General features: G+C 36.8%; 24 protein-coding genes and 2 pseudogenes. 14 read left to right on the forward strand and 12 right to left on the reverse strand.

Annotated features, from left to right (window positions below):
- Positions 1-31 precede the first annotated feature (31 nt).
- The 8 genes and pseudogenes from N824_RS18215 (at position 32) to N824_RS34430 (ending at position 8,952) form a co-directional block, all read left to right on the forward strand.
- The gene (locus N824_RS18215) at positions 32-721 is read left to right on the forward strand and encodes a YggS family pyridoxal phosphate-dependent enzyme (protein ID WP_048906580.1); all 690 of its coding nucleotides are present in this window, start codon (positions 32-34) and stop codon (positions 719-721) included.
- Positions 718-1,182 carry a GNAT family N-acetyltransferase gene (locus N824_RS18220; protein ID WP_048906581.1) on the forward strand — a complete coding sequence of 155 codons (465 nt, stop codon included), beginning with the start codon at positions 718-720 and terminating at the stop codon, positions 1,180-1,182. Before N824_RS18215 ends, N824_RS18220 begins: the two co-directional genes overlap by 4 nt.
- A gap of 1 nt (position 1,183) precedes the next feature.
- Positions 1,184-1,993, forward strand: coding sequence for a DUF3298 and DUF4163 domain-containing protein (locus N824_RS18225; protein WP_048906582.1), 810 nt, complete (start codon positions 1,184-1,186; stop codon positions 1,991-1,993).
- Positions 1,993-3,270 carry an aspartate kinase gene (locus N824_RS18230; protein ID WP_048906583.1) on the forward strand — a complete coding sequence of 426 codons (1,278 nt, stop codon included), beginning with the start codon at positions 1,993-1,995 and terminating at the stop codon, positions 3,268-3,270. The genes N824_RS18225 and N824_RS18230 overlap by 1 nt, the downstream gene beginning before the upstream one ends.
- On the forward strand, positions 3,263-4,447 hold the full coding sequence (locus tag N824_RS18235; protein ID WP_048906584.1) for a hypothetical protein: 1,185 nt from the start codon (positions 3,263-3,265) through the stop codon (positions 4,445-4,447). The genes N824_RS18230 and N824_RS18235 overlap by 8 nt, the downstream gene beginning before the upstream one ends.
- Before the next feature lie 99 nt (positions 4,448-4,546).
- Positions 4,547-5,047 (forward strand): annotated as a pseudogene (locus N824_RS38525) (tetratricopeptide repeat protein); the annotation flags it as partial.
- A gap of 987 nt (positions 5,048-6,034) precedes the next feature.
- Positions 6,035-7,423, forward strand: a pseudogene (locus tag N824_RS34425) (DUF2723 domain-containing protein).
- Positions 7,424-7,497: 74 nt separating this feature from the next.
- Positions 7,498-8,952, forward strand: a complete 1,455-nt coding sequence (locus N824_RS34430; RefSeq protein WP_235207191.1) for a hypothetical protein — start codon at positions 7,498-7,500, stop codon at positions 8,950-8,952.
- Positions 8,953-9,091: 139 nt separating this feature from the next.
- On the opposite strand, the gene N824_RS18245 is transcribed toward N824_RS34430, so the two are convergent.
- The 5 genes from N824_RS18245 to N824_RS18270 form a co-directional block, all read right to left on the reverse strand.
- Positions 9,092-9,727, reverse strand: a complete 636-nt coding sequence (locus tag N824_RS18245; protein ID WP_048906585.1) for a peroxiredoxin — start codon at positions 9,725-9,727, stop codon at positions 9,092-9,094.
- 71 nt (positions 9,728-9,798) lie between these two features.
- The gene (locus N824_RS18250) at positions 9,799-10,725 is read right to left on the reverse strand and encodes a DUF72 domain-containing protein (RefSeq protein WP_048906586.1); all 927 of its coding nucleotides are present in this window, start codon (positions 10,723-10,725) and stop codon (positions 9,799-9,801) included.
- A gap of 410 nt (positions 10,726-11,135) precedes the next feature.
- On the reverse strand, positions 11,136-11,423 hold the full coding sequence (locus N824_RS18260) for a hypothetical protein (protein ID WP_152542378.1): 288 nt from the start codon (positions 11,421-11,423) through the stop codon (positions 11,136-11,138).
- Between the two features lie 176 nt (positions 11,424-11,599).
- Positions 11,600-12,688: a S1C family serine protease gene (locus N824_RS18265; RefSeq protein ID WP_048906589.1), complete on the reverse strand. Its 1,089-nt coding sequence runs from the start codon at positions 12,686-12,688 to the stop codon at positions 11,600-11,602.
- Position 12,689: 1 nt separating this feature from the next.
- Positions 12,690-13,256: an RNA polymerase sigma factor gene (locus N824_RS18270; protein ID WP_048906590.1), complete on the reverse strand. Its 567-nt coding sequence runs from the start codon at positions 13,254-13,256 to the stop codon at positions 12,690-12,692.
- A gap of 209 nt (positions 13,257-13,465) precedes the next feature.
- Here N824_RS18270 and N824_RS18275 point away from each other — a divergent pair, with 209 nt between their 5' ends.
- The 3 genes from N824_RS18275 to N824_RS18285 all read left to right on the forward strand — a co-directional run bounded on the left by N824_RS18275 (position 13,466) and on the right by N824_RS18285 (position 15,783).
- Positions 13,466-13,669, forward strand: coding sequence for a hypothetical protein (locus N824_RS18275; RefSeq protein ID WP_048906591.1), 204 nt, complete (start codon positions 13,466-13,468; stop codon positions 13,667-13,669).
- Positions 13,670-13,806: 137 nt separating this feature from the next.
- A complete protein-coding gene (gene purB, locus N824_RS18280; RefSeq protein ID WP_048906592.1) occupies positions 13,807-15,153 on the forward strand; it encodes an adenylosuccinate lyase in 1,347 nt (448 codons plus the stop codon).
- Positions 15,154-15,231: 78 nt separating this feature from the next.
- Positions 15,232-15,783 carry a NifU family protein gene (locus N824_RS18285; protein ID WP_048906593.1) on the forward strand — a complete coding sequence of 184 codons (552 nt, stop codon included), beginning with the start codon at positions 15,232-15,234 and terminating at the stop codon, positions 15,781-15,783.
- A gap of 194 nt (positions 15,784-15,977) precedes the next feature.
- On the opposite strand, the gene N824_RS18290 is transcribed toward N824_RS18285, so the two are convergent.
- The 5 genes from N824_RS18290 to N824_RS18310 all read right to left on the reverse strand — a co-directional run bounded on the left by N824_RS18290 (position 15,978) and on the right by N824_RS18310 (position 22,328).
- On the reverse strand, positions 15,978-16,772 hold the full coding sequence (locus N824_RS18290) for an inositol monophosphatase family protein (RefSeq protein ID WP_048906594.1): 795 nt from the start codon (positions 16,770-16,772) through the stop codon (positions 15,978-15,980).
- A 14-nt stretch (positions 16,773-16,786) separates the two neighbouring features.
- Positions 16,787-17,941, reverse strand: coding sequence for a prolipoprotein diacylglyceryl transferase (locus N824_RS18295; protein WP_048906595.1), 1,155 nt, complete (start codon positions 17,939-17,941; stop codon positions 16,787-16,789).
- A 31-nt stretch (positions 17,942-17,972) separates the two neighbouring features.
- Positions 17,973-19,292, reverse strand: a complete 1,320-nt coding sequence (gene mtaB, locus N824_RS18300) for a tRNA (N(6)-L-threonylcarbamoyladenosine(37)-C(2))-methylthiotransferase MtaB (RefSeq protein ID WP_048906596.1) — start codon at positions 19,290-19,292, stop codon at positions 17,973-17,975.
- Positions 19,293-19,459: 167 nt separating this feature from the next.
- On the reverse strand, positions 19,460-20,026 hold the full coding sequence (locus tag N824_RS18305) for a UbiX family flavin prenyltransferase (RefSeq protein WP_048906597.1): 567 nt from the start codon (positions 20,024-20,026) through the stop codon (positions 19,460-19,462).
- Positions 20,027-20,228: 202 nt separating this feature from the next.
- Complete coding sequence (locus N824_RS18310; protein WP_048906598.1) at positions 20,229-22,328, reverse strand: sulfatase-like hydrolase/transferase; 2,100 nt, start codon at positions 22,326-22,328, stop codon at positions 20,229-20,231.
- Between the two features lie 286 nt (positions 22,329-22,614).
- Between N824_RS18310 and N824_RS18315 the strand changes: the two genes are divergently transcribed.
- Positions 22,615-22,857, forward strand: a complete 243-nt coding sequence (locus tag N824_RS18315; protein WP_048906599.1) for a hypothetical protein — start codon at positions 22,615-22,617, stop codon at positions 22,855-22,857.
- On the opposite strand, the gene N824_RS18320 is transcribed toward N824_RS18315, so the two are convergent.
- Together N824_RS18320 and N824_RS18325 are read right to left on the reverse strand one after the other, a co-directional pair.
- Positions 22,852-23,166, reverse strand: a complete 315-nt coding sequence (locus N824_RS18320; protein ID WP_048906600.1) for a recombinase family protein — start codon at positions 23,164-23,166, stop codon at positions 22,852-22,854. The two genes, N824_RS18315 and N824_RS18320, sit on opposite strands and share 6 nt — an antisense overlap.
- Positions 23,167-23,201: 35 nt before the next feature.
- Complete coding sequence (locus N824_RS18325) at positions 23,202-23,660, reverse strand: two-component system response regulator (protein ID WP_048906601.1); 459 nt, start codon at positions 23,658-23,660, stop codon at positions 23,202-23,204.
- A gap of 347 nt (positions 23,661-24,007) precedes the next feature.
- Between N824_RS18325 and N824_RS18330 the strand changes: the two genes are divergently transcribed.
- Both N824_RS18330 and N824_RS18335 read left to right on the forward strand, forming a co-directional pair.
- On the forward strand, positions 24,008-24,874 hold the full coding sequence (locus tag N824_RS18330) for an AraC family transcriptional regulator (RefSeq protein ID WP_048906602.1): 867 nt from the start codon (positions 24,008-24,010) through the stop codon (positions 24,872-24,874).
- A gap of 31 nt (positions 24,875-24,905) precedes the next feature.
- Complete coding sequence (locus N824_RS18335) at positions 24,906-26,756, forward strand: alpha-L-fucosidase (RefSeq protein ID WP_048906603.1); 1,851 nt, start codon at positions 24,906-24,908, stop codon at positions 26,754-26,756.
- The last annotated feature ends 19 nt before the right edge of the window (positions 26,757-26,775 follow it).

Genomic DNA, 26,775 nt, shown 5'->3' on the forward strand with positions numbered 1-26,775 from the left:
AGGTTCTTATTTTTACCAAAAATACTGATAAATGAGTATAGCAGATAACTTATTAGAATATAAAAGCGAATTAGATAAGACACTGGTTGAGTTAATAGCCGTATCTAAATACCAGGAGCCCGCCGCAATTATGGAAGCTTACAATGCCGGGCAACGCGCTTTTGGCGAAAACATAGTTCAGGAACTGGTTGATAAACAGGCAGAACTACCTGAAGACATTGAATGGCATCTTATTGGTCATCTGCAAACCAACAAGGTAAAATACATTGCGCCTTTTGTAAAACTAATCCACTCGGTTGATAGTCTGAAGCTGCTAATTGAAATAAATAAACAAGCCGTAAAAAATAAGCGGGTGATAGACTGTTTACTTCAAATTTATATTGCTGATGAAGACACCAAGTTTGGACTCGGTTTTGATGAGGCTATTGAATTGCTTAGGTCGGAAGAATTTGCCACACTTAAAAACGTACGTATTGTAGGGTTAATGGGAATTGCAAGTAACAACGCCACAGAAAAACAGACTCTTGATGAATTCATCGAGTTAAAAGTACTTTTTGACGGCATTAAAGTTAGCTTTTTTAGAAAAGATGACTACTTTAAGGAAGTATCTATGGGTATGTCTGGCGATTACAAATTGGCAATTGAAGCAGGTAGCACAATGGTAAGAGTTGGCAGCAGTATTTTTGGTAAAAGGAAGATTAAACATTACAAAACAGAATGAGCATTACAATAAGAGTTGCTGAGCGAGGAGATTGTCCGAGATTATTGGAATTAATTAATGAACTGGCTCTTTATGAAAAAGCGCCGGAAGAAGTAACCGTAACCATAGAAGAATTTATGGAGGCCGGTTTTGGCGAAAACAAAGTATGGAAAGCTTTTGTTGCTGAGGATAACCATAAAATTATTGGCTTTGCCCTATATTATACCCGCTATTCTACCTGGAAAGGTTGCCGTTTATACCTGGAAGATTTCATTGTAACTGAAGCGTACAGAGGAAAAGGTGCAGGCAAGCTCCTTTTTGAAACCGTTATACAGGAAGCAAAAGATAAAAACTACAATGGTATGGTTTGGCAGGTGCTGGACTGGAATGAGCCGGCAATTAATTTTTACAAAAAGTACGCTGCTGATATAGAAGCAGGATGGTTAAATGCATCCTTCTCGAAGGAACAAATCTCAAAGTAACATGAAAAAATTAGGATTATTTATTATCGCCATAGGTTTTATAGCTTGTCAGAGTGAGAATAAAACAAGCAATACTACCGACACTACAAGTGTTGTATCCACAGGAGACTCATTAACTTTTAAATACGACTCAATAAAAGTTTATAGCAAGACCCCGATATCTGTAAATAAAAATGTAACTGATACTTCTAAGGCAGTTATTTCATATCCATTATTTAATGATGAAAAAGTAAACCAGTTTGTTGAAAGCAAAATAAAACTGACAGCAGATTCTGGCAAAAACTACAAAACATACAATGAATATGCTACCGATTTTATAAAAGGTTATGACGACTTTAGAAAGTCTGAAAAAGATTACCCGCAAACCTGGTTCTTAGATATCAATGCTAAGGTTGTGAAACAAAAACCAGGCTTCTTGTCGCTGCTAAACACCTATGTAAATTACTCCGGAGGTGCACACCCAAACAGTGTATTCACCTACCTTAACTATAATCCGGCTACCCATCAGGAAATCCTTTTAGATTCCTTAATTCAACCAGGTTCCCTGGCAAAACTTACTGCTGTAGCCGAAAAGATATTCAGAAAAAATGAAAAGCTTAGCGCTACAGCGAGCTTAAAAGATGGCTATTTCTTTGATAAGGATACGTTTAAATTGAATGACAACTTCACCGTTACAGATGAAGGTTTAATGTTTCTTTATAATCCTTACGAAATCAAGGCCTATGCATATGGAAAAACAGAACTGGTTATCCCTTTCAGTGAGCTAAAAGAAATTGCTAAACCTAATTCATTACTTAGTCCCGCAAATTAATGGAGGTATACAAATTTGGAGGTGCATCAGTTAAAGATGCCGAAGGGGTAAGAAATCTGGCCAACATCATTAAAGAGCGTAATCAAAAAAAACACCTGTTAATCGTGATTTCGGCAATGGGTAAGGTTACCAATAAACTTGAGGATTTAACAAAAGCTTATTTAACTGGCCTTGAGGATACACATCAGATATTTGAAGAGGTAAAACAATTCCATTTCAATATCATTAGCGAGTTATTTCCAGATCACAGTCACCCGGTTTATAACGATGTGGCAAACTCATTCGTTGAAATAGATTGGTTAATAGAAGAAGAACCAGACGACGCAGCTGATTACATTTACGATCAAATCGTTTCAATCGGCGAAATCGTTTCTACAAAAATAGCCGCTGCTTATTTAAACGAAACAGGTTGTAATGTGCAATGGGTTGATGCCCGCAACTTTATCCATACAGATAACAATTACCGCGAGGCACAGGTAAATTGGGAAAAAACAGAACAGGAAATACAGAAAAAACTGGGTCCTGTTTTAGAACAATATATTGCAGTAACACAGGGATTCATTGGCAGCACAAGCGAAAACTTTACCACAACTCTTGGTAGAGATGGATCTGATTATTCGGCAGCAATATTTGCTTCTTGTCTAAATGCGACTTCATTAACCATATGGAAAGATGTACCCGGAGTTTTAAACGCAGATCCTAAATGGTTTGATGAAACGGAAAGAATTCCACGTTTATCTTATCATGATGCAATTGAGCTTGCCTATTATGGTGCAACAATTATTCACCCTAAAACAATAAAGCCGATTCAGAACAAGAACATCCCTTTATTTGTTCGTTCTTTTCTTGATCATAAGGCCGAAGGCACAGACATTACAGGAGAAAATAATCACCTGCCAGTTCCATCCTTTATATTTAAAGTAAACCAGGCGCTGATCTCTATTTTCCCTAAAGATTTCTCTTTCATCATAGAAGAAAACCTAAGTGATATTTTTAGTCTGTTCCACAAACACAAGGTAAAAATTACCACCATGCTGAATTCTGCCATCAGTTTTTCGGTAAGTTTTGATCACGACCCCAAAAAACTGGAAGGGTTGATAGCAGATCTTTCACAGCATTATAAAGTTAAGTATAACACAGGCCTGGAATTGGTTACCATAAGATACTACAATCAGCAAACCATAGATAGGGTAACTGTTAACAAAAACATCTTACTGGAAGTTAAAAGCAGGTATACCTGTCAAATTGTAATGAGGGACAAGACAACAGTTGAATAAACATGTTTTAGATAGCGAGGTTCAGGAGTACATTCACAATCATTTAAATGATGATGTACACAAACTCGCTATGTCTAAAAGTCCGTTTAAGAATGTTGATTCTAAAGAGCTTGCCAATCAGATTGCGGCAAAAAACAAATCGGTAAAAAAATTGCCTACCTGGTATAAAACTAGCTCCATTTATTACCCTGCCCTACTTTCTATTGAGCAATGTTCATCGGAAACCACAGCAGCCTACAAAGCAACATTGGCCACTGGCGACAGCTTAATAGATCTTACAGGGGGTTTCGGGGTAGATAGTTATTACTTTGCAAAAGCCGTTAAAAACTTAACACATTGCGAAATCAATACTGATCTTTCTGAAATAGCTGCTCATAATGCGGTAGTGTTAAAGCAATCAAACATTAGCTGCCTGGCAAAGGATGGCATTGCACTACTGGAAAAAACCGACGAAATCTTTGATACAATTTATCTGGACCCTGCAAGAAGACGTTCGGCAGGTAAAGTTTTTATGTTAAAAGACTGCACGCCGAATGTGGTTGAGCATCTGGATTTACTACTCTCCAAATCAAAACGCATCATTATTAAAACAGCACCATTATTAGACATTACGGCTGGTTTAAAGGAGCTCGGCAATGTTTCTGAAGTTCACATTATAAGTGTAAAAAATGAGTGCAAGGAATTGTTATGGATTATTGACAGCAACAGATCTGCACAGCAGCCAAAAATAACAGCAGTTACCCTAAACAAATCCCAAAAAGAATTTTCCTTTTTTAAAGGGGAAGAAGAAACAGACATTGAATTGCTAAACGAAACTCCTTCTGGGTATCTGTATGAACCAGATACAGCACTGCTTAAAAGCGGAGCCTTTAACCTGATAGCTGCAAGGTTTAGATTAAAAAAGCTCCATCATCAAACGCAGCTGTATGTTTCAGATCATGTGGATTCTTCCTTTCCCGGCAGGATTTTTAAGATCAACAGTACCTTATCTTCCAGTGATCTTAAAAAAGAAAAATCGCCGAGGGGAAATGTAATTGCCAGAAACTATCGGGATAAAGCAGAAAACCTGGTAAAGAAATACAAAATAAAGGCCGATCACAACAAATTCCTTGTTTTTACACAAGGCGCAAACCATGATTATCTAATAATAGACGCCGAAATAGTGCAGCATTATTAAATTTTAGGTTTGGTTATTTCCAAAATTCGTTCTAAAAAAAAGATCGATTTAATTTAGCTTTATGTTAACGAAATAATCATAACCAAATTTTTCCTGATCATGAAACAATTAACGCTCATTCTCTTATCTCTATTTATTTCAACTGCGGTTTTATCTCAGGATAAAAGCAAGATTAACGGCCTAATCTCTGAAGGAGTTAAACTCCATGACGCCGGTAAATTTGAAGAAGCCATTTCAAAATATAAAGAAGCGTTACAATTAGAACCAGATAATTCTACCGCGAATTATGAAATTGCCTACACACTATTTAGCAATAAATCTGCTAAGGATGCCATCCCTTATCTGAATAAGGTAATTGAAGGGAATCCGTCCAATTCAGGAGGCGCATACGATATGTTAGGGAGTATTTATGATACTCAGGGACAGAAAGACAAAGCCATTGAATATTATAAACGCGGCATAAAAGCGCAGCCAGAATATCAGGGTCTATATTATAATCTTGCCATAACCTATAGCAGCCTCGGCAAAAATGAGGAGGCATTACAAAATGTGACCAAAGCTTTGCAGCTAAATCCAAAACACGCAAGTAGCCATCGCTTATACGCATTAATTAACATGGCAGAACCAGGTAACAAAATTGCTGCGCTTCTTAGCTACTGTAATTTCCTGATACTGGAAGCCACTACCCAACGCTCGGCTAAAGCTTATCAGGACGTTAAATCAATTCTCAATTCAGGGATTACCAAAACAGCCGGAGTAAACAACATTACGATCAATCGTAATCCCAACGAAAAGGATCCAGATGTAGGTGCAGCAAGCCTGGCCATATCAATGGCTTCGCTGTCGCCCGGATTGGCTGGTTTATCGGAAGCAGATCAACTAGAACTACAACTTAAAACAATTTTTGGAATTACCGGAGARCTTWMWRMAAWKWWWRRARWWAMNGGAKWKNTTTCTGRRMWKWWWAMRSWRAWKNATTTTYWCWRRNCTWTYTAMRNCWGAWTWTWTKCNCAWNAMTRKCKMRNATYAKWAKYTWTRCYWYYAATSRSGMRSAWWAKNAGMWWWWSKWYMAAWSARSAWGAAMAGMKWWWAWSNGATWAWWSARYWTGRRMAKCTKYNAACWSMKYRNNCARTTKRKRMNNCTKCAAYWNNGCGCMATYRAWAMSWWMRMYMSSGMNATMMWWAWRWWNNCCNSGGAMYWCWTMKMYYYCRSSNAYCWCMTYKMMYTSWSSTAKMNANNCCYTTAAWWRWRGWAKATWSWCYMTTMAWWWNNAAGMAYWTWSRNTAKTYAKKTKWMARMNASTTRCSKMSWTMRKNTGRNAAWTASTTKSMGNNATSAYNNGRAAKTMCWTTSAGMTGNCKAANNAKTCYNTTCWGMWNNTAANNNTNNCATTCTTTMWSANTAMTTTNAACATTCYTWAANAYASYTNAACWTTCMWWRWWYNAGYTAWYTTTNCWATKWYKWARNTTAYYYTYNNACTATKANNCNNNGAAARTTASCYKYWWNNTAKGAAYCWTWAWSWAWWWAWNAASAATCTTGTAGGATTTCTGCTTTTCTTTGTAGCAGGAGTGGTCTACTGGCTAACCATGGAGCCAACCGTAAGTTTTTGGGACTGCGGAGAATTCATTTCCGCAGCCGATAAATTACAAGTGGGTCACCAGCCCGGAGCTCCTTTATTCCTGATGATAGGAAAGTTGTTTTCCTTGTTAGCTGCCGGTGATGTATCAAAAATTGCTTACTGGATGAACTTTAGTTCCGTAATTTTTAGTGCTGCCACAGTTATGTTTCTTTATTGGACCATCACCTTGATTGCAAACAAGCTGTACAAGCAAGAAAAAACTACAGCAGATACGCTTACCGTTGTTGCTACAGGGGTAGTTGGTGCTTTGGCATTTACCTTTTCAGATACATTTTGGTTTTCGGCAGTTGAGGCCGAAGTATATTCACTTTCCATATTATTTACGGCCCTTGTATTTTGGGCAATTTTGAAATGGGAAAGTAAAACAGACGACCGTTGGCTGGTGCTAATTGCATTTGTAATTGGATTATCAATTGGGGTTCATTTATTAAGTTTATTGGCCATTCCAGCTGTGGTACTGGTTTATTATTTTAAAAAATCAGCAAAGCCAACCGCCTTTGGTATCATTAAAGCAATAGGTATTGCAGGGCTTATATGGATATTAGTTCAGTTCGTTATTATCCAATATTTTGTACTGTTTGCTGCCAAATTCGATTTGTTCTTCGTAAACACACTGGGTTTTGGCTTTGGATATGGGGCCATAACATTTATACTGCTTTTGGCCGCCAGTATTACTTACGCCATTTACTACTCAATTAAGCACAAAAAGTACAATCTTAACCTTAGCATGATATGCCTAACATTTGTCTTATTTGGCTTTGGCTCCTACTTTTTAATCATTATAAGAGCAGATGCGAAACCGAGTTTAAATCTATCGAATCCTGATAATGCTTTTGCTCTATATGGTTATTTAGGACGTACAAATTACGGTCAAACGCCCCTCTTATACGGACAAACTTTTGATGCTAAACAAATTGACGGCAAAGAAACTTATACCAAATACAGGAAAGGAAAAGATAAATATGAGGTTTCCGGAAGAGGTATAGATGTGGAATATGATAAGAATTTATTGTTTCCAAGAACATATAGCGACAAGCCTGATCATGTAAGCTTTTACAAACAATGGTTAAATCTTGCTGACGGACAAACCCCTTCTTTTGCCCAGAATTTAAAGTTCTTTGCATCATACCAGGTAGGTTTTATGTACTGGCGCTATTTCTTCTGGAATTTTGTTGGTAGACAAAATGACAATCAGGGTCAGGGAGGCTATAGTGAAGGAAACTGGATAACAGGAATTAAGTCAYTSSMTGMTAKNNAMKWYYSSGAAGCCAAACTAACCTGCCGCCAAGTATTGTTGACAATGAAGGATTTAACAGATTTTACGGTTTACCCTTAATATTAGGTATTGCGGGTCTATTCTTTTTATACCGTAGAAACAGAAATGATACTCTAGTAATTACAACACTTTTCTTGTTTACTGGCCTGGCTATTATTGTTTATTTAAATCAAGATCCCAGACAGGTAAGGGAAAGAGATTATGCTTATGTAGGTTCCTTTTATGCCTTCGCTATTTTTATTGGCTTCGGGGTATTTGCTATCAGGGAGTGGCTATCGCGCTTTAATGCGCCTAAATTGAGCCTTATAGTGGCTTCGTTGGTTGGCTTATTGGCCGCACCTGCAATTATGGGTGTTCAGGGCTGGGGCGACCATAACCGTTCTGGTAAAACAACTGCCTTGGAATGGGCAAAAAACTATCTTAACTCTTGCGCTCCGAACGCCATATTGTTTGTGACAGCCGATAACGATACGTTTCCTTTGTGGTATGCACAAGAGGTCGAGGGTATTCGCACTGATATAAGGGTAGTGAATATTCAATACCTTTCTGATGATGCATATATCAATCAAATGAAATTGAAGCTGAATAAATCCGCAGCGCTTCCTATTACAATGCCAACAGAGAAGTATGTAAATGGTGTTAGAGATTATATTCGTTACTATGATTACGATTTAAAAGATAGTGTGGAGCTAAAAGATCTTTTAGCCGTTTTGACTTCAGATAATAAAGAGGATAAACTTCCGCTATCGGATGGAAGTTTCGTGAATTTTCTGCCCACTCAAAACTTTAAATTAACGGTAGATTCAGATCAACTGATAAAAACGAATACCATTTCAGCTAAAGACAAAGACAAGGTTACACCTTTGATGGAGTGGAAATACAATAAAGATATCCTGTACAAATATGATCTGGCTTTGCTGGATATCATTGCAAACAACAATTGGGAAAGGCCAATATATTTCGAATCAAATGTATCTGAAGATACTTATGCAGGTCTAGGCAAATACCTATACCTTGAAGGGTATGCCCTCCGTTTGTTGCCTTTCAAAACCGATCCTAAGGATACACGTGATAAAATGGAGAAAACAAACAGCGATCCGATGTATGATAACCTAATGCATAAATTTGATTTTAAAGGCTTTAAAACTGCAAAATACATTGACCCGGAAAGCAGAAGAGTTGCCCAAAGTTCATGGAGTGTTTCGAACTCGCTTACTACAAACCTTTTCATGGAAGGAAAAACGGATAAGGCACGCAACATTTTAGTTAAAAGTGTTAAAGATATTCCTCTTAAAAATTATTCAGTTGATGATACGATAAACAGGTATCAGACCATACAAAACATGTATGCTTTAAATGAAACTAAGGCAGCTAATAAATTGACAGATGAGACACTTGAATTTTTAGATAAAGAGCTTACTTATATTGCTTCTTTAGAGCCAGAACGGTTTAATGCTTATGGAAGAGATATCCAGGTAGGCATGTATGTTTTAAGCAACCTTCACCGGGTGGCTCTGGGCTACAAGCAAACTGAGCTTAGTGATAAGATCGCCAAAAAGTTTGAAGAATTGCAGGCTAAGTTTAGTTAGAGACCTTTGTTATCCACCCGTCATTCTGACGATCGCTTTAGCTTCAGAATGACAAAACGCGGAGAAACTGAATTCCAGAAAACAAAAAGCGGGGCATTTTAAAAATGCCCCGCTTTTTGTTTATCCTTATATTTCAATCTTACTTGTTAGGTTGGGGTGTAGTTCTTAAATAAGGCTTAATTACTTTATGCCCTTTAGGAAACCTTGCAGGAATATCTTCTGTTTTAATGCTGTTCATTACCACAACATCTTCTCCATCTTCCCAATCGGCAGGCGTTGCAACGCTATAATTAGCGGTAAGTTGCAATGAATCGATTACTCTCAATACTTCGTTAAAATTACGTCCTGTAGACGCTGGATAGGTTAGCATCAATTTAACTTTTTTATCAGGAGAGATAATGAACAATGAACGCACAGTTAAAGTTTCTGATGCATTTGGATGAATCATATCATATAGATCAGCCACTTTCTTGTCCTGATCTGCAATGATAGGGAACTCTACATTTGTATTTTGAGTTTCATTGATGTCTTTGATCCAGCCTTTATGAGACTCTGCTGAATCAACGCTAAGCGCCAATACTTTAACATTTCTTTTTTCAAATTCTCCTTTTAAAGATGCAGTACGGCCAAGTTCCGTAGTACATACCGGCGTATAATCTGCAGGGTGAGAAAACAAGACTCCCCAGCTGTCTCCCAGAAAATCATAAAAATCGATATTACCTATAGAAGTTTCTGCCTTAAAATTGGGAGCTGCGTCCCCTATTCTTAAACTCATAATTATATATTTTAGTAGTAAATAACAATGTTTAAAAGTAAATATTAAAGTCTACAAGTTAAGTATACTATTTAAAATAATTCTCCTGTTTTTGTAATAAAATTTATTTCAGGAATCTTGCTTCCCAGGTGCTTGTTAAATTGTTTAATGGTATAATCTGCCAGAATAGGCGTATCCTTTTCATCGTGTTGGTGCAGAAAGAAGTAGACCTTTTCCAGTCCTTTATCCAACCACTCTTTAATTCTCACCACCCAATCATCTATCCTTGCAAAGTCAGAATCCTGGTGTGCCGATCCATTTCCGACAAAGCGAATAAATATTTCAGGTATGGTTAGTTCCATGTGCACACAGTCTCTCCTACCGCTTGCATCAGTAATTACTGCACCCTTATTTAGCTCTGCAAACATATCAAACACCTGGTTCCTGTTCGCTTCTTCCAAAAACCATCCTTCGTGCCTTAACTCCACAAAAACAGCAAGGTCGGTAGGAAGGTATTTCAGATATTCTTCCAGAACAGGAAGGCTTTTAGATGTAAAGTTATCTCCAAGCTGCAAAAAGCATGGCCCCAGGAACTGACCAAATTCAGAAATACTTGCCAGAAAAAGATCTGTTGGTACCTCTGCATCTTTTAGCCTTTTAATATGGCTGATTGTTCTGGAAAATTTAGGACAGAAAATAAAACCATTACTGGAATTATCCTCGGCCTTGGCTTTCCATTTTTTAATCAACTCTGCATTCGGGATGCTGTAAAAAACTGCATTCAGCTCAATAGAATTGAAATGTTTTACATATTGATCCAGAAAGTCGGCCTCCTTTGTTTTTGGTGGGTAAATCATATTTAACCATTCCTTTCGGCCCCATTTGGCACATCCAACGTAAAACTCAGGGGTTTTAGCCGGCTTACCTTTCGACAATGTTTTTGAAGTCTGTATACCATCTTTTGGCAGTGTAAAATCTACATCCTTTATCTGACTATCTGCTACTTTTCCGAAATCCATATTTAAAATTTTTATATAAAGGTTTTGTGGTCAGGTCAAGGCTAAATCTACTAATTATTAAACTACTCAGTTAAACAACAATTATTAAATATTGTTAAGAATCACAGATTTTACTATTATTCTTATCTAACCGAATTAGTATAATAAAGATTTATCATGGAGGATTAAAGGAAATAAAGACTGATTAGAGCGTTTTAGCACCAGTAGTATGCGGTGCAGGATTGTACCACCAAATTAGGACTACAACTAATAAGAAAACGGCAAAGAAGCCGACAGCGACATACTTATTTGCCGTGGATTCCTTATTGCTACTACCAGCAACGACTTGGAAGATAAAGAAAAGCAATTCAAATATGACTCCCATATAGTGATATCTAATTACCAACAAGATAGTAAAAATAAATCCCTAATTAAACGCTTTGGTGTTTAATATTATAAACAACTACAACAAATAAAACTAAAAACAGAATTAACAACCCAATAAAAATGAGAGCCTCTCGAAAATTCTTTCCATTTTTAGCTTGATAGGGATCATTCTTATTTGGTAAAAAATAAACAATTGTTAATCCGATAAAACTAAAAAAGAATACAAGTGTAAGCCCACCAGTACCACCAATATTTCGTTTTTCACCCAATCTATATCCCTGATATAACATCAAAAGGGAAACGATTATGATAACTATTTCTCTTACTCCCACTGTCTTTACTATTTGGTTAGACTGTAAAATAATAAATTATTTACAAATTTTATCAACCATTAGATTACGACCTAATCAAATAATAAAAAATTTGCAGGAACACCTGTGAACTGGTCAAAAACAACAAACCCCGAAACCAATTAAGGTTTCGGGGTTTCAAATCTATGTGTTAGTTATTAGTTATAACCTTTTATCATAAACACGTAATCCTGAATTTTGGATACCTGTTTTGATGGCTCTAATTTCGATAATTTGCTCTTCCTAACAGAAGATATCCTGCCAACTATAGAATCCTGAGGGATAGAGCTTAATGCTTCCTGAAGGAACTTTGCTTTTACAGCAAAGGTTGCTCCGTCTGTATAGCTTTCTTTAGCATTGATTATACCTATTACGTTTCCGCTGTTATCTAACAGCGGCCCGCCGCTATTACCAGGATTAACATCCAGAGATAACTGATACGCTAAAGTATCACCATTAAAACCACTCTGTGAACTTAAGTAGCCTATTCCTAACACTACTTCATCTTTAGGATAACCCAGTGTGTAAACAGATTCTCCAAGGCCAACTTTACCCTTTTTCAATGAGTAAGGTAACGAGCCTAATGAGAATTTCTTATCAATGATTTTCAGAATAGCAATGTCGTTAATAGGATCTTTATAGGTAATATCAACTTTATAAAGATCACCTTTGTTGTTCTGAACATAGACCGTATCAGATTTTTCGACTACGTGATAGCTTGTTAAGATATATCCGTTAGAAGAAATTGCAAAACCGGTACCTCCAAATTTCACAGGTTTAACAGGAACCTTTGAATTCTGGCTTGATTTAATATCTCTGATCAAGGTAGTGGTAGAACTTTTAAGCTTACTAAGCTCAGCACTCATTTGTTTATAGCTACCCGTTTGCTCTGTAGTTTGTTGTATAGAATAAATGGTAACAATTGTTAATAATATAAAAGAGGCGGCCACAGCAATTGCTGATTTATTTTTACGCCACATGTTAACAATAAACGAAGGATGAGGCCCAAGCTTTCTGCTTAATGCATCAACATCGATCTGATCATGTGCATGATCCATCTTGTTTTTCAAATCAAGATTTGAGGCATAATCCTTTAGCGAATCCAGAAAAACCTTATGCGCAACAACCTTATGATCAACAGTCGGATCATTTAAGCGTAGTTGCTCAAAAGCGGTGGCTTCTGCCTCAGTAAGTTTACCGTTAAGGTAATCTTCTATTATACCCTCTAACTCTATTTCGTTCCTCATATCACGATTGAAAAAATAATTTCTTTAACCTTTGTAAGCACTTATATTTTTGTGTTTTTGCGTTATCGGTATTGGTATACCCAAACTTTTCACAAATTTCCTGCATAGAAAGGTTGTTAATATAAAAGTCCTGAATAATGGTCTTGCAGGGTTCGCCTAAATGGAGGAGTGCTTCTTGCATCTTATCAAACTGCCTATCCTTCTCTTCATGCTGTTCAACGTCCTCTTCTATCGCTATCACATCCTCAAAGTCAGAGATGTTATTGGTTTTCTTGCTTTGCTGTGCTAACTTCTTTAACCAAATACGTCTGCAGACTGAGTATATATAGGTCTTTAGTTTACTGCTTAACTCGAAATCTCCGCTTTTAATTTTATTATATAAAACAATTATGCCTTCCTGATACACATCTTTTGCATCATCTTCATCACCGTTATTATTTAAGATAAACTGTAAAATCATCGGAAAATACCCCGTATACAATTTATTTAGCGCTTCTTCTGAGTTATTTAAGACCCCTAAAACTACCTCTCTATCTGTTGGAACTGAACTGCTTAACTTATTACTCACCAATTAATACATTTAAACATGAATGGTAACCCAATGATAACAAAAAAAATTACTTTTTTTATTTCATCCTTAATACGGTAATACTATAAAGAGTAACCCAGTAACCAACATTAAAATATATTTTATTTTTTTTTCAATTAGGTGGGTTACCTTTTAAACTTTACTGTATTAATCTGTAAAATTAATTAATTATTTAAAATAGAATTAGAATGAAAAACGCATTTAAATTTGGCTTTTTAGCTTTAGCAATCTCTTTATCAGTAGCAGCTTGTAACTCTGAGAAAACAGGTGAATCTACAGATACTACTGTAACTGATTCATCTACTGTTGTTACTCAAGTTGATACTAACGTAACTGATTCAACTGTAAAAGATACTACTGTAACTACTACTGTTGACTCAACTAAACACTAGTCATTTTTAACAAAATAAAAAAGGCTTTGGAATCTCCAAGGCCTTTTTTGTTGTCCAAAGTTTTGCTTTTCAGCAACCTTACTTCATTAAAAGGCTAATAAATGCTACATTTGCGCTTGTAAAAATAAGTCAAATTCATGAATTTATCTCCTCTTCAAGCTATTTCTCCAGTTGATGGACGTTATAGAAACACTACTCAAAGCCTTTCTAAATATTTTTCAGAGTCAGCATTAATAAAATACAGAGTATTTGTAGAAATTGAATACTTTATTGCACTTTGTGAAACAGGCTTGCCTGGTTTAAAAGAATTCGATAAATCTATTTACGGTAAACTACGTTTAATTCATGAGCAGTTTGATGATAATCATGCGCAGGAAATTAAAGACACAGAAAAAATTACCAACCATGATGTTAAAGCGGTTGAATATTTTATAAAAAAACAATTTGATCAATTGGGTCTACAGGCTTATAAAGAATTTATCCATTTCGGATTAACATCTCAGGACATCAATAACACCGCTATACCTTATACGATTAAATTAGCTTTAAATGAAGTTTACTATCCTCAAATAGCTGAGTTAATTGCTAAAATAAAAAGTCTCGCTACTGAATGGAAAGATGTGCCTTTACTTGCACATACGCATGGGCAGCCAGCATCCCCTACTAAACTTGGTAAAGAGTTTATGGTATTTGCAGAACGTTTGGAGATTCAGTTAAACAACTTAAAAAACATTCCTAACAGCGCAAAATTTGGCGGTGCAACAGGTAACTTTAATGCACACCATATTGCTTATCCTCGTGTAAACTGGGTAGATTTCTCAAATAATTTTGTAAATGAGATATTAGGCCTTTCGCGCGCTCAGTATACTACCCAAATTGAGCATTATGATCAATTTGCTGCACAATGTGATGCTTTAAAAAGAATAAACAACATCATTATTGATCTTGATAGAGACATTTGGGCGTACATTTCTAAAAACTATTTTAAACAAAAGATTAAAGAAGGTGAAGTTGGCTCCTCCGCAATGCCTCATAAAGTAAACCCAATTGATTTTGAAAATGCAGAGGGGAATGCCGGTATAGCAAATGCTTTATTCGAATTTTTTGCTGCTAAATTGCCAATTTCGCGTTTACAGAGAGACCTTACAGATTCTACAGTACTCAGAAATGTAGGTGTGCCTCTTGCTCATACTACAATAGCTATTGCATCTACGTTAAAAGGTTTAAATAAATTATTGCTGAATAATGAAGCTATTGATGCTGACCTTGAAAACAACTGGGCTGTCGTTGCTGAAGCAATTCAGACTGTACTTAGAAGAGAAGCTTATCCTAATCCATACGAAGCACTTAAAGATCTTACCCGTACCAATCAGAAGATTACTGCTGATACCATGGCGAACTTTATTGATGGCTTAAATGTGAATGATCAGATTAAACAGGAATTAAAGAACATCACTCCTTTTAACTACACGGGCGTATTTTAGATATAATGACCTAAAACAGACATCGATACCTTAAATTGCACCGACGAATTATTTATTTTTGTAGAAAAAAAGAAGACAATGACTATCAACGTATATACTGAACAAACTCCAAACCCTGCTACAATGAAATTCATGGTCAATAAATTATTGATCAATGGCAGTGAAGATTTCGCAACTAAAGAAAGTGCTGAGCACTCTCCTTTTGCAAAGGAACTGTTTAAGTTCAACTTTGTTAATGGCGTTTTTTTTGCAAGTAACTTTGTTACTATTACAAAAACAGAGGGTGTTGAATGGCCAGATATCGAACCAATTCTTAAAGAATTTGTTAAAGGAGCTGTTGAGTCTGAATATAAAATAAAAGAAGAAACATCTGATGAGACGCCTACTTTTGAAGGAACAGATCTTGAGATTAAAATACAGCAAATTCTACACGATTATGTTCGCCCTGCAGTTGAACAAGATGGGGGTGCAATTAGCTACAAATCATTTGATGAGGGTGTGGTAACAGTTGAACTTAGAGGTTCATGCAGCGGCTGCCCATCTTCTACCATTACCTTGAAATCAGGAATTCAGAACTTATTGCAACGCATGGTTCCTGAAGTGAAAGAAGTAGTATCAGAAGCTTTGTAAGGATCTGAAGCTTGGTAAGCTAATTTAAATATAACGAAAAAGCCTGTATGAACAGGCTCTTTTGTTTTATGGATTATGCTTATCGTCATCCTGAATTAATTTCAGGATCTTGTATTAGAAGGACAACCCAGCAAGTCCGAGGTCCTGAAATAAATTCAGGATGACGTGGTGGCGATAGCGTAACTAAAATATTATTAACTATTAAAACTCCGTTCAATAGCCTCTAATATTTCGCCATCAATCAAACCATTTGTAGCCAGAATTTCTCTGGTTTCTATAAATTCATCGCCTCCGGCAAAGTTTAATATATTTCCTCCTGCCTGTTGCACCAGATAAGCGCCGGCCGCAATATCCCAGGCGTTCAGGTTATACTCAAAGAAAGCATCAAACCTGCCACACGCTACATAAGCTAAATCAACCGCAGCTGAACCTATGCGCCGTAAGCCATGCGTTTTCTGCATCATCTCTGAAAGCAACTGCATGTATTGTGCTTGTTTGTCAAACTGATAATATGGAAATCCCGTAGCCAGTAAGCAATCTGATAAAGCAGGTCTGGAAGAAACCTTAATCACTTTATTGTTTAAATAGGCATCGCCGCCTTTATAAGAATAAAACATCTCTCCACGGTTTATCTCATAAACTACACCAACAACGGGTTTATCCTCTTCATAAAGCGCTATGCTAATAGAATAAGTGGGAACACCATGAATAAAATTGGTAGTACCATCTAATGGATCTATGATCCAGTTGTACACAGCCCCTTTACTATTTATGGTTTCTTCTTCCGTAGTAAAGCCTGCTTCAGGAATTAGCTTGGTTAAATTTCTAACCAATAACTTCTCAGCATTCTTATCTACATAAGAAACCATATCATTTAAGCCTTTAAACTCGACCGCACCTGCATCAAAGTTCATTGACTCTTTTCTTATAAAATTGCCTGTTAAACGGGTAACAGCAATTACCTTAGAACATATTAATTCGTAATTCAATTCAGAAACAGATTTTAATAGTTAGCCAGCTTTTCTCTGTTCTTATACGAATATAAAACAAGACCTAAGCCAGACAAAAAGAGAATACTTGAAATTAGCTCTGCCTGTGTAAACTGTATACCGGCAACATTATATTTAGTATTTACTCTGATCAATTCAATAAAGAAGCGTTCCAAACCGTTTAGCATTAAGTATATACCAAACATCATTCCCGGAGATTTAATACGATCACGGATCTTCCATAAGATCAGGAACAGTATAAAGCATACAATTACCTCATATATAGGTGTTGGGTATACCGGCTGAGGCAATTCGTTACAGAACCTGCCAACGCAACCTGCAATAGGATTTCCTTCGTTAGCAACATTATTTGGATAAGTATAAGCCCATAACCAATCAGGAAGCCACAACATTGGTTTAGGGTTTAAATTAGGTATCCCCCAATCTCCATCACCAGACATATGGCAACCAATCCTACCCACACTGTACGCCAACATCATACCTGGACCACCAATATCAAGCATGTGTAATACTTTAATATTATTTTTCCTTGCGATATATAAAACGGCAGCACCACCACAGATCAGTCCGCCATAAAATGTTAAACCACTAAATGACAACAAGCTGCCAATAGGATCTTTCACAAATGAGTCCCAATGTTCCAGGTTATCAAATATCTTTGCACCGAGAAAGCCCCAGATAGCCGCCCAAACGATAAGTGTACCCATTAATTCATATGGATGCTGCGTTACTTCAACAGTTTTTGGCTCAGGTAATTTATGTGCATTTTTTTCCTTATAATCCCAGTAAGCAAACAAACCTGCAAAAAATAAGCCTCCAAGTATATTTCCTTTTAATGAAAGCAGTACTGTTTGGGCATCGCTTACAAACAGTTGATAGTTTAAGAGTGCATAAACCAATTTATATCCGATAAGGAACCCGAATACTCCATTATAAACCAGCTCAGTTGTAGTAGCGGGTTTACCAATAGTCATTGTTTTTTTAATGGGATGAAGAATACCAAGTGCTTCCTTACGTTTAAACTCCTGAGTAAAAGCCCAGTAACCAGCAATAAAAGCTAAAGCGACAAAAACACCAAATGTGTTAAACGGCAGTGGGACTTGTATACCAAAAAGATATTCTAAAAAATGAGATACAGTAGGAAACATACGTATAAAAAAGTTTTATGCGAATATAGTATTAATGCGCTAAAACTTCTTCTGTTTCGGCAACTTCTACTTCACCATCAGCAGTAAGCTCAATAAGTTTTACAGTTTTGATTTCATTAACCATTACCGGGTCATATTTAGCTTTAACTTTTACATAGTTTTTAGTAAAACCATGCATAAAACCATTCTTTTGGTCGTCTTCAAAAAGCACTTCGCCAACTGAACCAATCTGAGATTCATAAAAGGCCCTTCTCTTTTTGTCGGACAAGATGTGAAGCATTTTACTTCTATCCGCACGAGCACTTCCGGCAACAACGCCTTTCATTTCGGCCGCTGCTGTTTGCTCGCGTTCTGAATAGGTAAATACGTGTAGATAAGAAATGTCAAGTTCGTTTAGGAACTGATAAGTATCCAGAAAATCTTCATGGGTTTCACCAGGGAATCCCACGATTACATCAACTCCAATACAGCAATTGGGTATTAAAGCTTTAATTTCAGCAACACGTTCGGTATAAAGTTCTCGTTGGTAACGTCTGCGCATTAAACCTAATATTTTATTAGATCCAGACTGCAGGGGAATATGAAAATGAGGTACAAATCTTTTGGATGTTGCGACAAATTCAATGATTTCATTGCTTAGCAAGTTCGGCTCGATAGAAGAAATTCTTATCCTTTCTATACCCTCAACCTCATCCAGTGCTTTTACCAGGTCAAAGAATTTATCTTCTCTATCTCCGTTTCTTATCCCGAAATCGCCAAGATTTACCCCTGTAAGTACAATTTCTTTAACGCCGCTTTCGGCTATTTGTTTAGCGCGGTTTACTACATTTTCGATGGTATCGCTTCTGCTGCCCCCACGCGCCAATGGTATAGTGCAATAAGTACATGGATAATCACAACCATCCTGCACCTTTAAGAAGGTGCGTGTTCTATCCCCTATTGAATAAGCTGCAATAAAATTATGGTTAACTTTTTCGATGTTTTGCTGATGAATAACGGCCTTAGGCTGTTTGGTAAGATCGGAGATGTATTCAACTATCCGAAATTTCTCTGCTGCACCAAGCACCATATCAACGCCTTCTATTTCGGCAATCTCAACAGGCTTTAACTGAGCATAGCATCCCACTATAGTTACATAAGCATCAGGCGAGTACTTTAATGCCTCTTTAACCACTTTACGACACTTTTTATCAGCGTGCTCTGTTACGGAACAGGTATTTATTACATACACGTCCGCCCCATCAGTAAAATCTACAACAGCATATCCGGCATTGGTAAATAACCTACCAATTGTTGAAGTTTCAGAGAAATTCAACTTACAACCCAGTGTATAAAATGCAACCTTCTTCATTCAGTATTATCGCTATAATTATGCACACGTCATGCTGAATTTATTTCAGCATCCCGTTTAAGCATGTTTTAGAATATCTAATTCGAGATGCTGAAATAAATTCAGCATGACGATTGTAAATTTTTAAATGTTCCAATAAGCCCGCAAAGATAAGGTTTTAAATGAAATTATGATTCATTCCAGCGATAACTATCTTGCTCCAGCCCTGCTAGATCTATTACGCGGCTTACTACTGTTTGCGCAACCTCTTCAATACTTTTAGGTAAGGAATAAAAAGATGGGCTGGCAGGGCATATAATCCCCCCTGCTTCCGTTACAGTTTTCATGTTATTGATATGGATAAGGCTAAAAGGTGTATCTCTTACTACTGCTATTAATTTTCTGCGCTCCTTCAATACAACATCTGCGGCTCTGGAAATTAAGTCGTTAGAAATCCCATGTGCAATTCTGCCCAGAGTACCCATTGAACATGGAATGATGATCATTGTATCAAACCTAGCCGATCCCGATGCAAATGGAGCGTTAAAATCCATTTTTGTGTAAAAAGTAAAGGGGTAACTGTCGTAATCCTGATTCTGGAGTTCAAAACGCCAAACTTCTTTGGCATTGTCTGACATTACCACGCCCACTTTATCAATCTGATCCGACAATTTCAACAAACTATCTAACAGTAATTTAGCATAAATAGATCCGCTGGCACCAGTAATTGCAACAATAATTTTCTTCTTCCTCATAGCGCAGATAAAGATACGGAACCTTAGATAACAAAAAAGGGCCGAAAATTAATTTTCGACCCTACATCTACCTATGAAAAACATACCCCCGAAAGGGTAAGCCCAAATGTAATTATCTTTTTGAATAAATGAAAGTTTAAACATACTTTTTTCTCATCTTAATTAGAATATTATTGCGAAGTCAGAAAATCCGGTTAACAAATTATCTAATAGCGTAAAAATCAGTGCCTTTTAGTGGTTTCCAATCGCCATCTTTATATCTCATTTTTAAGGAAAGTATGCGTTCTTTACCCGCCTCTCTTAAATAGTAAATCTTAACCGGATGGTAGCCGGCTTTGAGATAAACACGCTCTGTTTCCTGACTTACCGACTGATAACCAAAATCTGCATCAATTAGCTCTGCTTCATGAATTCTCATATAAGCTTTTCCACTTGCCTGAAGTGAAAAACTATATTCTCCATCCGATGGAACCTTGATAAAACCTTCATATAAAGTCATTCCAGGTCTTGATTTTAGCATTTCTTCTCCTAAATGTTTGCTAATTCCATTTGAAACCTGCGTTAGTCCTGTTTCTGAAACTACATAGGGAAAATTTCCTTTAAAGAATTTCCATGAAAGTCCGGGATATGTTTTGTCCAAAATCTCTACAGCCGGAATTTCGGCCTTATCATATGGTCGTGGGGCCTCCAGGTCTGCCTTTCTAACCTGTAATGATTTGGCTTTCATTTGAACCTGTAATTCATTGCACGAAGGTATTGAAGCAAGATTAGTGGTTTCCTTAGGGTCGCTTACTATATCGTAAATTTCAAAATCATCATCTGCGGATTTGATATCATAACGCACACCAACAAAATCCCCGAGACGAATCATTTGCATTTGCCCACGTTTCCGGCCTCTCCTGCTAGCTTCAAAAGCTTTAAAATCGGGTGTTTTACCCCCTTCGGAATATTCTGAATAGATTAAACTTTCGGTCTGTATGCCTTTTCCTGTTAGAGACGGGACTAATGAAACACCATTTGTTCTGGCTGGTGCATTTATACCTGCAACATCAGCAAAGGTAGGCATCCAGTCTGACAGCATACTTGGCGATACCACCACTTTACCAGCCGGAATGTGCTGAGCCCAGGTTACAAGAGTCGGCATTCTTAATCCTCCTTCCCAAACATCTCTTTTTATTCCATCAAAAGGTCCAAATCCACCAAAAAATTCCGGATTATTAGGTGCATAACCAGCAGGAAGATAAGATTCAATAGATGGTCCGTTATCAGATGTAAAAACGACAATGGTATTTTCCGAAATTTTTAAGTCCTCTAAAAGCTGCAAAATATCGCCCACTGCATCATCAATTCTTCTGGTGGCCGTAGCATAGCGTTTAAAGGTATCAGGCCATGGCGCATTTTTTACCTTTCCATTATCATATGTAGAATTTTTATAATCCGGGTGTACAAAAGAATCGACTTTACCAGATGCTGTATTTATCATGTTGCCAGGACTGCCAAGCCACTGTATGCCGCCTTTTAATCCTTTGCCTTCGGGATAAGCTTGAGTGGGTAATTCCAACACCGCGTGTGGAGAATCATAGGCAAGAAACATGAAGAAAGGCTTTTCGGGTCCTTTAGCGCTTTCATGATCTACTATCCATTTCTTGGCACGGGCCGTCCATAAGTCGGTAGTGTAACATTTGGCTAAATCAGCAGCTACGTTTTTATAATTGTCCCATACTTCCTTTTTACCTCTGTAAATTCCTTCGTAAGGATAATGTTCATGTCCATCGGCATGGCGCATATAGCCAAAAAAATCATCAAATCCTCTTTTCTGAGGATGTGCCGGCCAGTTAGGTTCATCTTTAGTTTCGCCTTGCAGACCCCATTTTCCGATAACCGACGTGGCATAGCCTGCAGTTTTCAATACCGTACCAATAGTATGGTTATTTTCAATTTGCTTATCAAATTGGTTGTCTCTTACCTTTGCGTTGCCCTGATTAAGCCCCGTTAAAAGAGATGCCCTGGATGGGGCACATACCGGTGCGTTGCAATACTGATTAGTTAATTGTGCACCATTGGCAGCCATTTTATCGAGGTTTGGAGTAAATTGATAAGGAAGTTTTTGATCTGCTTTCTCCTTTCTCTGATTTTGAAAAAACACACCTAAATCGCCGTATCCAAGATCATCGGTTAAGATAAATATGATATTAGGCTTTGAAGCACTACTTTTTTTTGATTGTGCGTTAACAAGGGAGGGCATGAGAACAAACAAAGCACAACTTCCCAACAAAAACAATTTCGTGATTCCTTTTATCATTATCTAAAAATGAACATTAGTATTCACCAAATATAAACAACTTAAAAATTTTGATCATAAATCTTTTATAACGTTTTAAGTACAGTTCTTCATAGGATTAGTGCTTCTTTACACATCCTTCACACCAAACCCCGGTCTCATCAACCTATAGGCGGATGAGACCCACAAACACGTACCTTTTTCTAAATAACGTATGTGAAATGTGTGAACTATGTGAGGAACACTACAAAAACCAAACTTTAGTTCGTGCTGGTTGTTATATATTACAAATATAAATTACAAAATTATGGAAGCATCCGAAGACATAAAGTTCACTGTTGTGCTTCATGACAACGAACAAAAAAAGATTAAGGTAGAAGTTAAGCAAACAGAAACTACCGATGGGATACCGTATTATGTATGCACCCTGGATGGCAAAGAGGCCCAGATTAGAAAGGATGAAAAATGGGAACAAATATGGGGTTCACTTACGCATGAACAGGTTGACGAGCTAGGTTCGGCAATTACCAAGCATTTAGGTGATTTATAACACAGCCACCAGCATTACTCCGTATTCCCGCTTAAAATGATCCTGAATCTGATCTATCATTTTATTGAATCTTGTTATTTTTGCGGGGAGTAAGAACAGCAAAAAATCAACTCCACTCCGATTATATCTTACATATTCTTCGAGCGCGAGCCAGCTTTCGCGCTCCATATCTTCATTGTACTCGTCAGTATCTTTAAATATGATTAACAGGTTTAACCCCTTTTGTTCGCAAAAATTCGTAATTGCAGTTTCCTGAGCTATTACAGACTCCAGATATGGTGATACCCTGATGTAACCAATTGCATTCATGACTGAAACTCTCTTGGCACCTTAACTAAGATTACCTATTCATTAACACCCGCTGATGCGGAAGTTTTTTTATCAAACTCTTTTTCAGTAAATATTTTTAAAGGATTTTCTAAACATTTATTAATTTGATTTAACAATGAGCTTAGCTCAAAAGGCTTAGAGATAAATGCATTACAACCGTAACTACCAAGTGATAGCAATACTTGCGAATACGCAGAAAATATAACTACAGGAATATGTTTGGTAGACGGATCTCTTTTCAGTTGGGCACATAATTCTCCTCCGTTAATTCCAGGGAGTAAATAATCCAGTAATACAATATCTGGCTTAAAATCTTCCATCAAGGAAAAAATATCATTAGTATCTTTATAACAACGTACTTGATAGCCTTCGTAACTAAATAACTCTTCTAATAACTCTACTAAATCATCATCATTTTCAATGATTAGTATATTTTGTGATTTACGCTCTTTTTTCTCAGATAATTCAGTCATTCCCGTTTTAATTAGCTAGCCTATTATAACAAACGAAAAATCATCGTGTTTTATTTTTCTTAATTAATATTTATAAAATTTAAAAAGCATCGTATTGCTTAATAATTAACGCGGTTTAAAGCCATTATCAAACGTTTGCGTTGTTTCATTTTAAGGGTAAAATCATCAAATATTCAGCGATTTTTACAAATTAGTATCATTTAATCATCAATACATGTAATTTTAAAAGATTTTTATACATTTAGAAATTATTACCTAACCAAATCAAATGAACCGGATCTTGACCTTATTCTTTTAAGTATAAGTTAGGTTAAGTGACTTACATCTGACAACTAAATTAGACTAAGATGAAACCTCAATTGCTTAAAGTAGCTAACAACTCTGTAAATTCATTTAGCGCGAGAAGAGACAAGGTGCCTTACATTAATAACCGCTGGCACTACCACGCCGAAGTTGAACTGATTTATTTTAAAAAAGGAAATGGCACTCAATTTATTGGCGATAGTATTAAACGTTTCAGATCTGGCGATGTAGTACTTGTTGGCGCTCATCTACCTCACTACTGGCGATTTGACGATAATTACTTCAATGATGAAAAAAGCAATGCAGATGTAGTTGTGGTACACTTTTGCGAGAACTTTTGGGGTAATTCATTTTTAAATCTTCCTGAAAATAAATCACTTAAATTGTTGCTGGAGCGTGCACAGAGGGGAGTACAGGTTCAAGATAAAAGCAAAAAATTAATTGGGGAACTGATAGAGTCTATTTTGTTATCTGAAGGGCCTAAAAGGATTATTTTGCTTGTAGAAGCCTTACTGGCTATAGAAAATTACTCACAAAGCAGCTTATTGTCATCTATCGGCTTCCGTCACGATTTTGAAGAGACAGAAAATGACCGGATCAATGCCATTTACAATTACTCTCTGGCTAATTTTAAAAGAAAGATTCAGATGGAAGAAATGGCTGCCGTAGCCAACATTAGCCCTAATTCGTTTTGCAGATACTTTAAATCGAGAACAAGGAAAACTTACACTCAGTTTATAAGTGAGATAAGGGTTGGTCATGCCTGCAAATTATTGATTGAGGACAGTATGAACGTTAAACAGATCTGTTATGAAAGTGGCTTCCATAATTTTGCTAGCTTCCATAAACATTTCAAAATTATAACAGGAAAAAGTCCGCTTTCTTATCAGAAATCATATCTACAAAAATAATTAATCATAAAAACAAAAAACAGTCCTTTTAATGAAAAAAAGAATAACCGCTTTACTATTTGTAATAATGCTATGGGGCAAAGTAAATGCCCAGCAGCCAGGTGCTAAGGATATTGATGACAAAAAACAAAAAATGGATTGGTTTGCTAATGCAAAACTTGGAATTTTTATACACTGGGGCATTTATTCTGTAAACGGCATCTCCGAATCATGGTCGTTTTTTAACAACTACATCAATCATGATAATTATATGAAGCAGTTGGATGGTTTTACTGCAGCCAAGTATCGCCCAGAAGAATGGGTTAAAATGATTAAAGAAAGTGGTGCAAAGTATACTGTAATTACCACTAAGCATCATGATGGGGTATCCCTTTGGGACACTAAGGCAATTGATGCAACTACTACCTTAAAACAAAGTGCTGCCAAGAAAGATGTGATTACACCTTTTATAAAAGAAGTTAAAAAATCTGGATTGAAAACGGGCATTTACTTTTCCTTACCAGACTGGAGCCATCCTGATTACGACGGTTTTACCAGAGACAGAAAAAGATACAAACTTAGTGAAGAGCCTAAGCGCTGGGATAAATTCCAAAAGTATTTACATACTCAGATGAATGAAATCTCTGTGAACTTTAAGCCAGATTTATTGTGGTTTGATGGCGATTGGGAGCATTCTGCTGAAGAATGGCAGGCCGGAAAGATTTCAGCAGACCTTAAAAAGTATAATCCGAATATTATAATCAATTCCCGTTTGAATCATCATGGCGACTATGAAACCCCTGAACAGGGTATCCCGGTGCTTAAGCCAAATAGCGAATATTGGGAGCTGTGCTACACAATGAATGATTCTTGGGGGTATCAGCCTTATGATTTTAAATATAAATCGCCAAATATGATTGTTCGTACGTTGGTTGATTGTATCAGTATGGGCGGCAATTTATTACTTGACATTGGGCCAAAAGCCGATGGCACTATTGCCACAGAGCAGGTAGATATCCTCAAAGGTTTAGGCAGGTGGACTAAAAAGCATGCTGAAGCAATTTATGGAACTCACGCTGGCTTACCAGCAGGTCATTTTAATGGAAAAACGGCGCTTTCTATGGATAGAAAAATACTCTATTTATATGCCGACTGGATTCCGGATAATGGAGGCTTGCTGTTAAGTGGAATCAAATCGGCCGTTCGTTCTGCTAAGATTGTAGGCTCTGATTTGAAGGCAACTTTTGAGAGCAATGGCGAAAATGTTTCCATTAAGATTCCTGCATCCGCAGCTGATCAGGATGTAACGGTTATCGCATTAAAATTTGACAGCCCTGTTGAAGTGAATGACCAATCTTTGGTTTCTTTAAGTTTCAATGATCTTACTGGTAAAAATGCAGACTATAAAACGCAGCTTAATAGTATTGCATGTTCATTGCATAATGGTGTTAATCCATTTAAGGATACAGATTTGCCGGCAGATGGTTTAGATTTTGAGTCGGGCAAGAAAGGATTAAACCCTGAACTGTACAAATGGGTCACCAAAAATGCAGAGAGCCTGTACAAGACAGGAAAAGGCCTGCCTGACGGACATTACCAAGGTGCAAGTGCTTTATCTGCCGACAAGCAGACGGTGTATCTTTTTGTGGAAGGAAAACCTACAGGACCAATTGCTTTAAAAGGAATTAAAAATAAGATTAGCCGGATTAGAATTGTTGGAGAAGGCACTATGATTGAGCCAGAAATCTACAACAAGCTTTATTGGAGTTCGGTTCCTGGAATTGTTTATATCCCGCTTCCAAAAGATCGACTTGACAAGGATCTTACAGTAGTAGCGGTATTGCTTGATGGCCCGATTGACCTTTACAGGGAAAAAGTAGGTGCTATTGAGAGTAATTTGTAAGATTTTGTTTCATAAAAAG

The organism is Pedobacter sp. V48 (genome assembly GCF_000523515.1).
GTDB lineage: Bacteria > Bacteroidota > Bacteroidia > Sphingobacteriales > Sphingobacteriaceae > Pedobacter.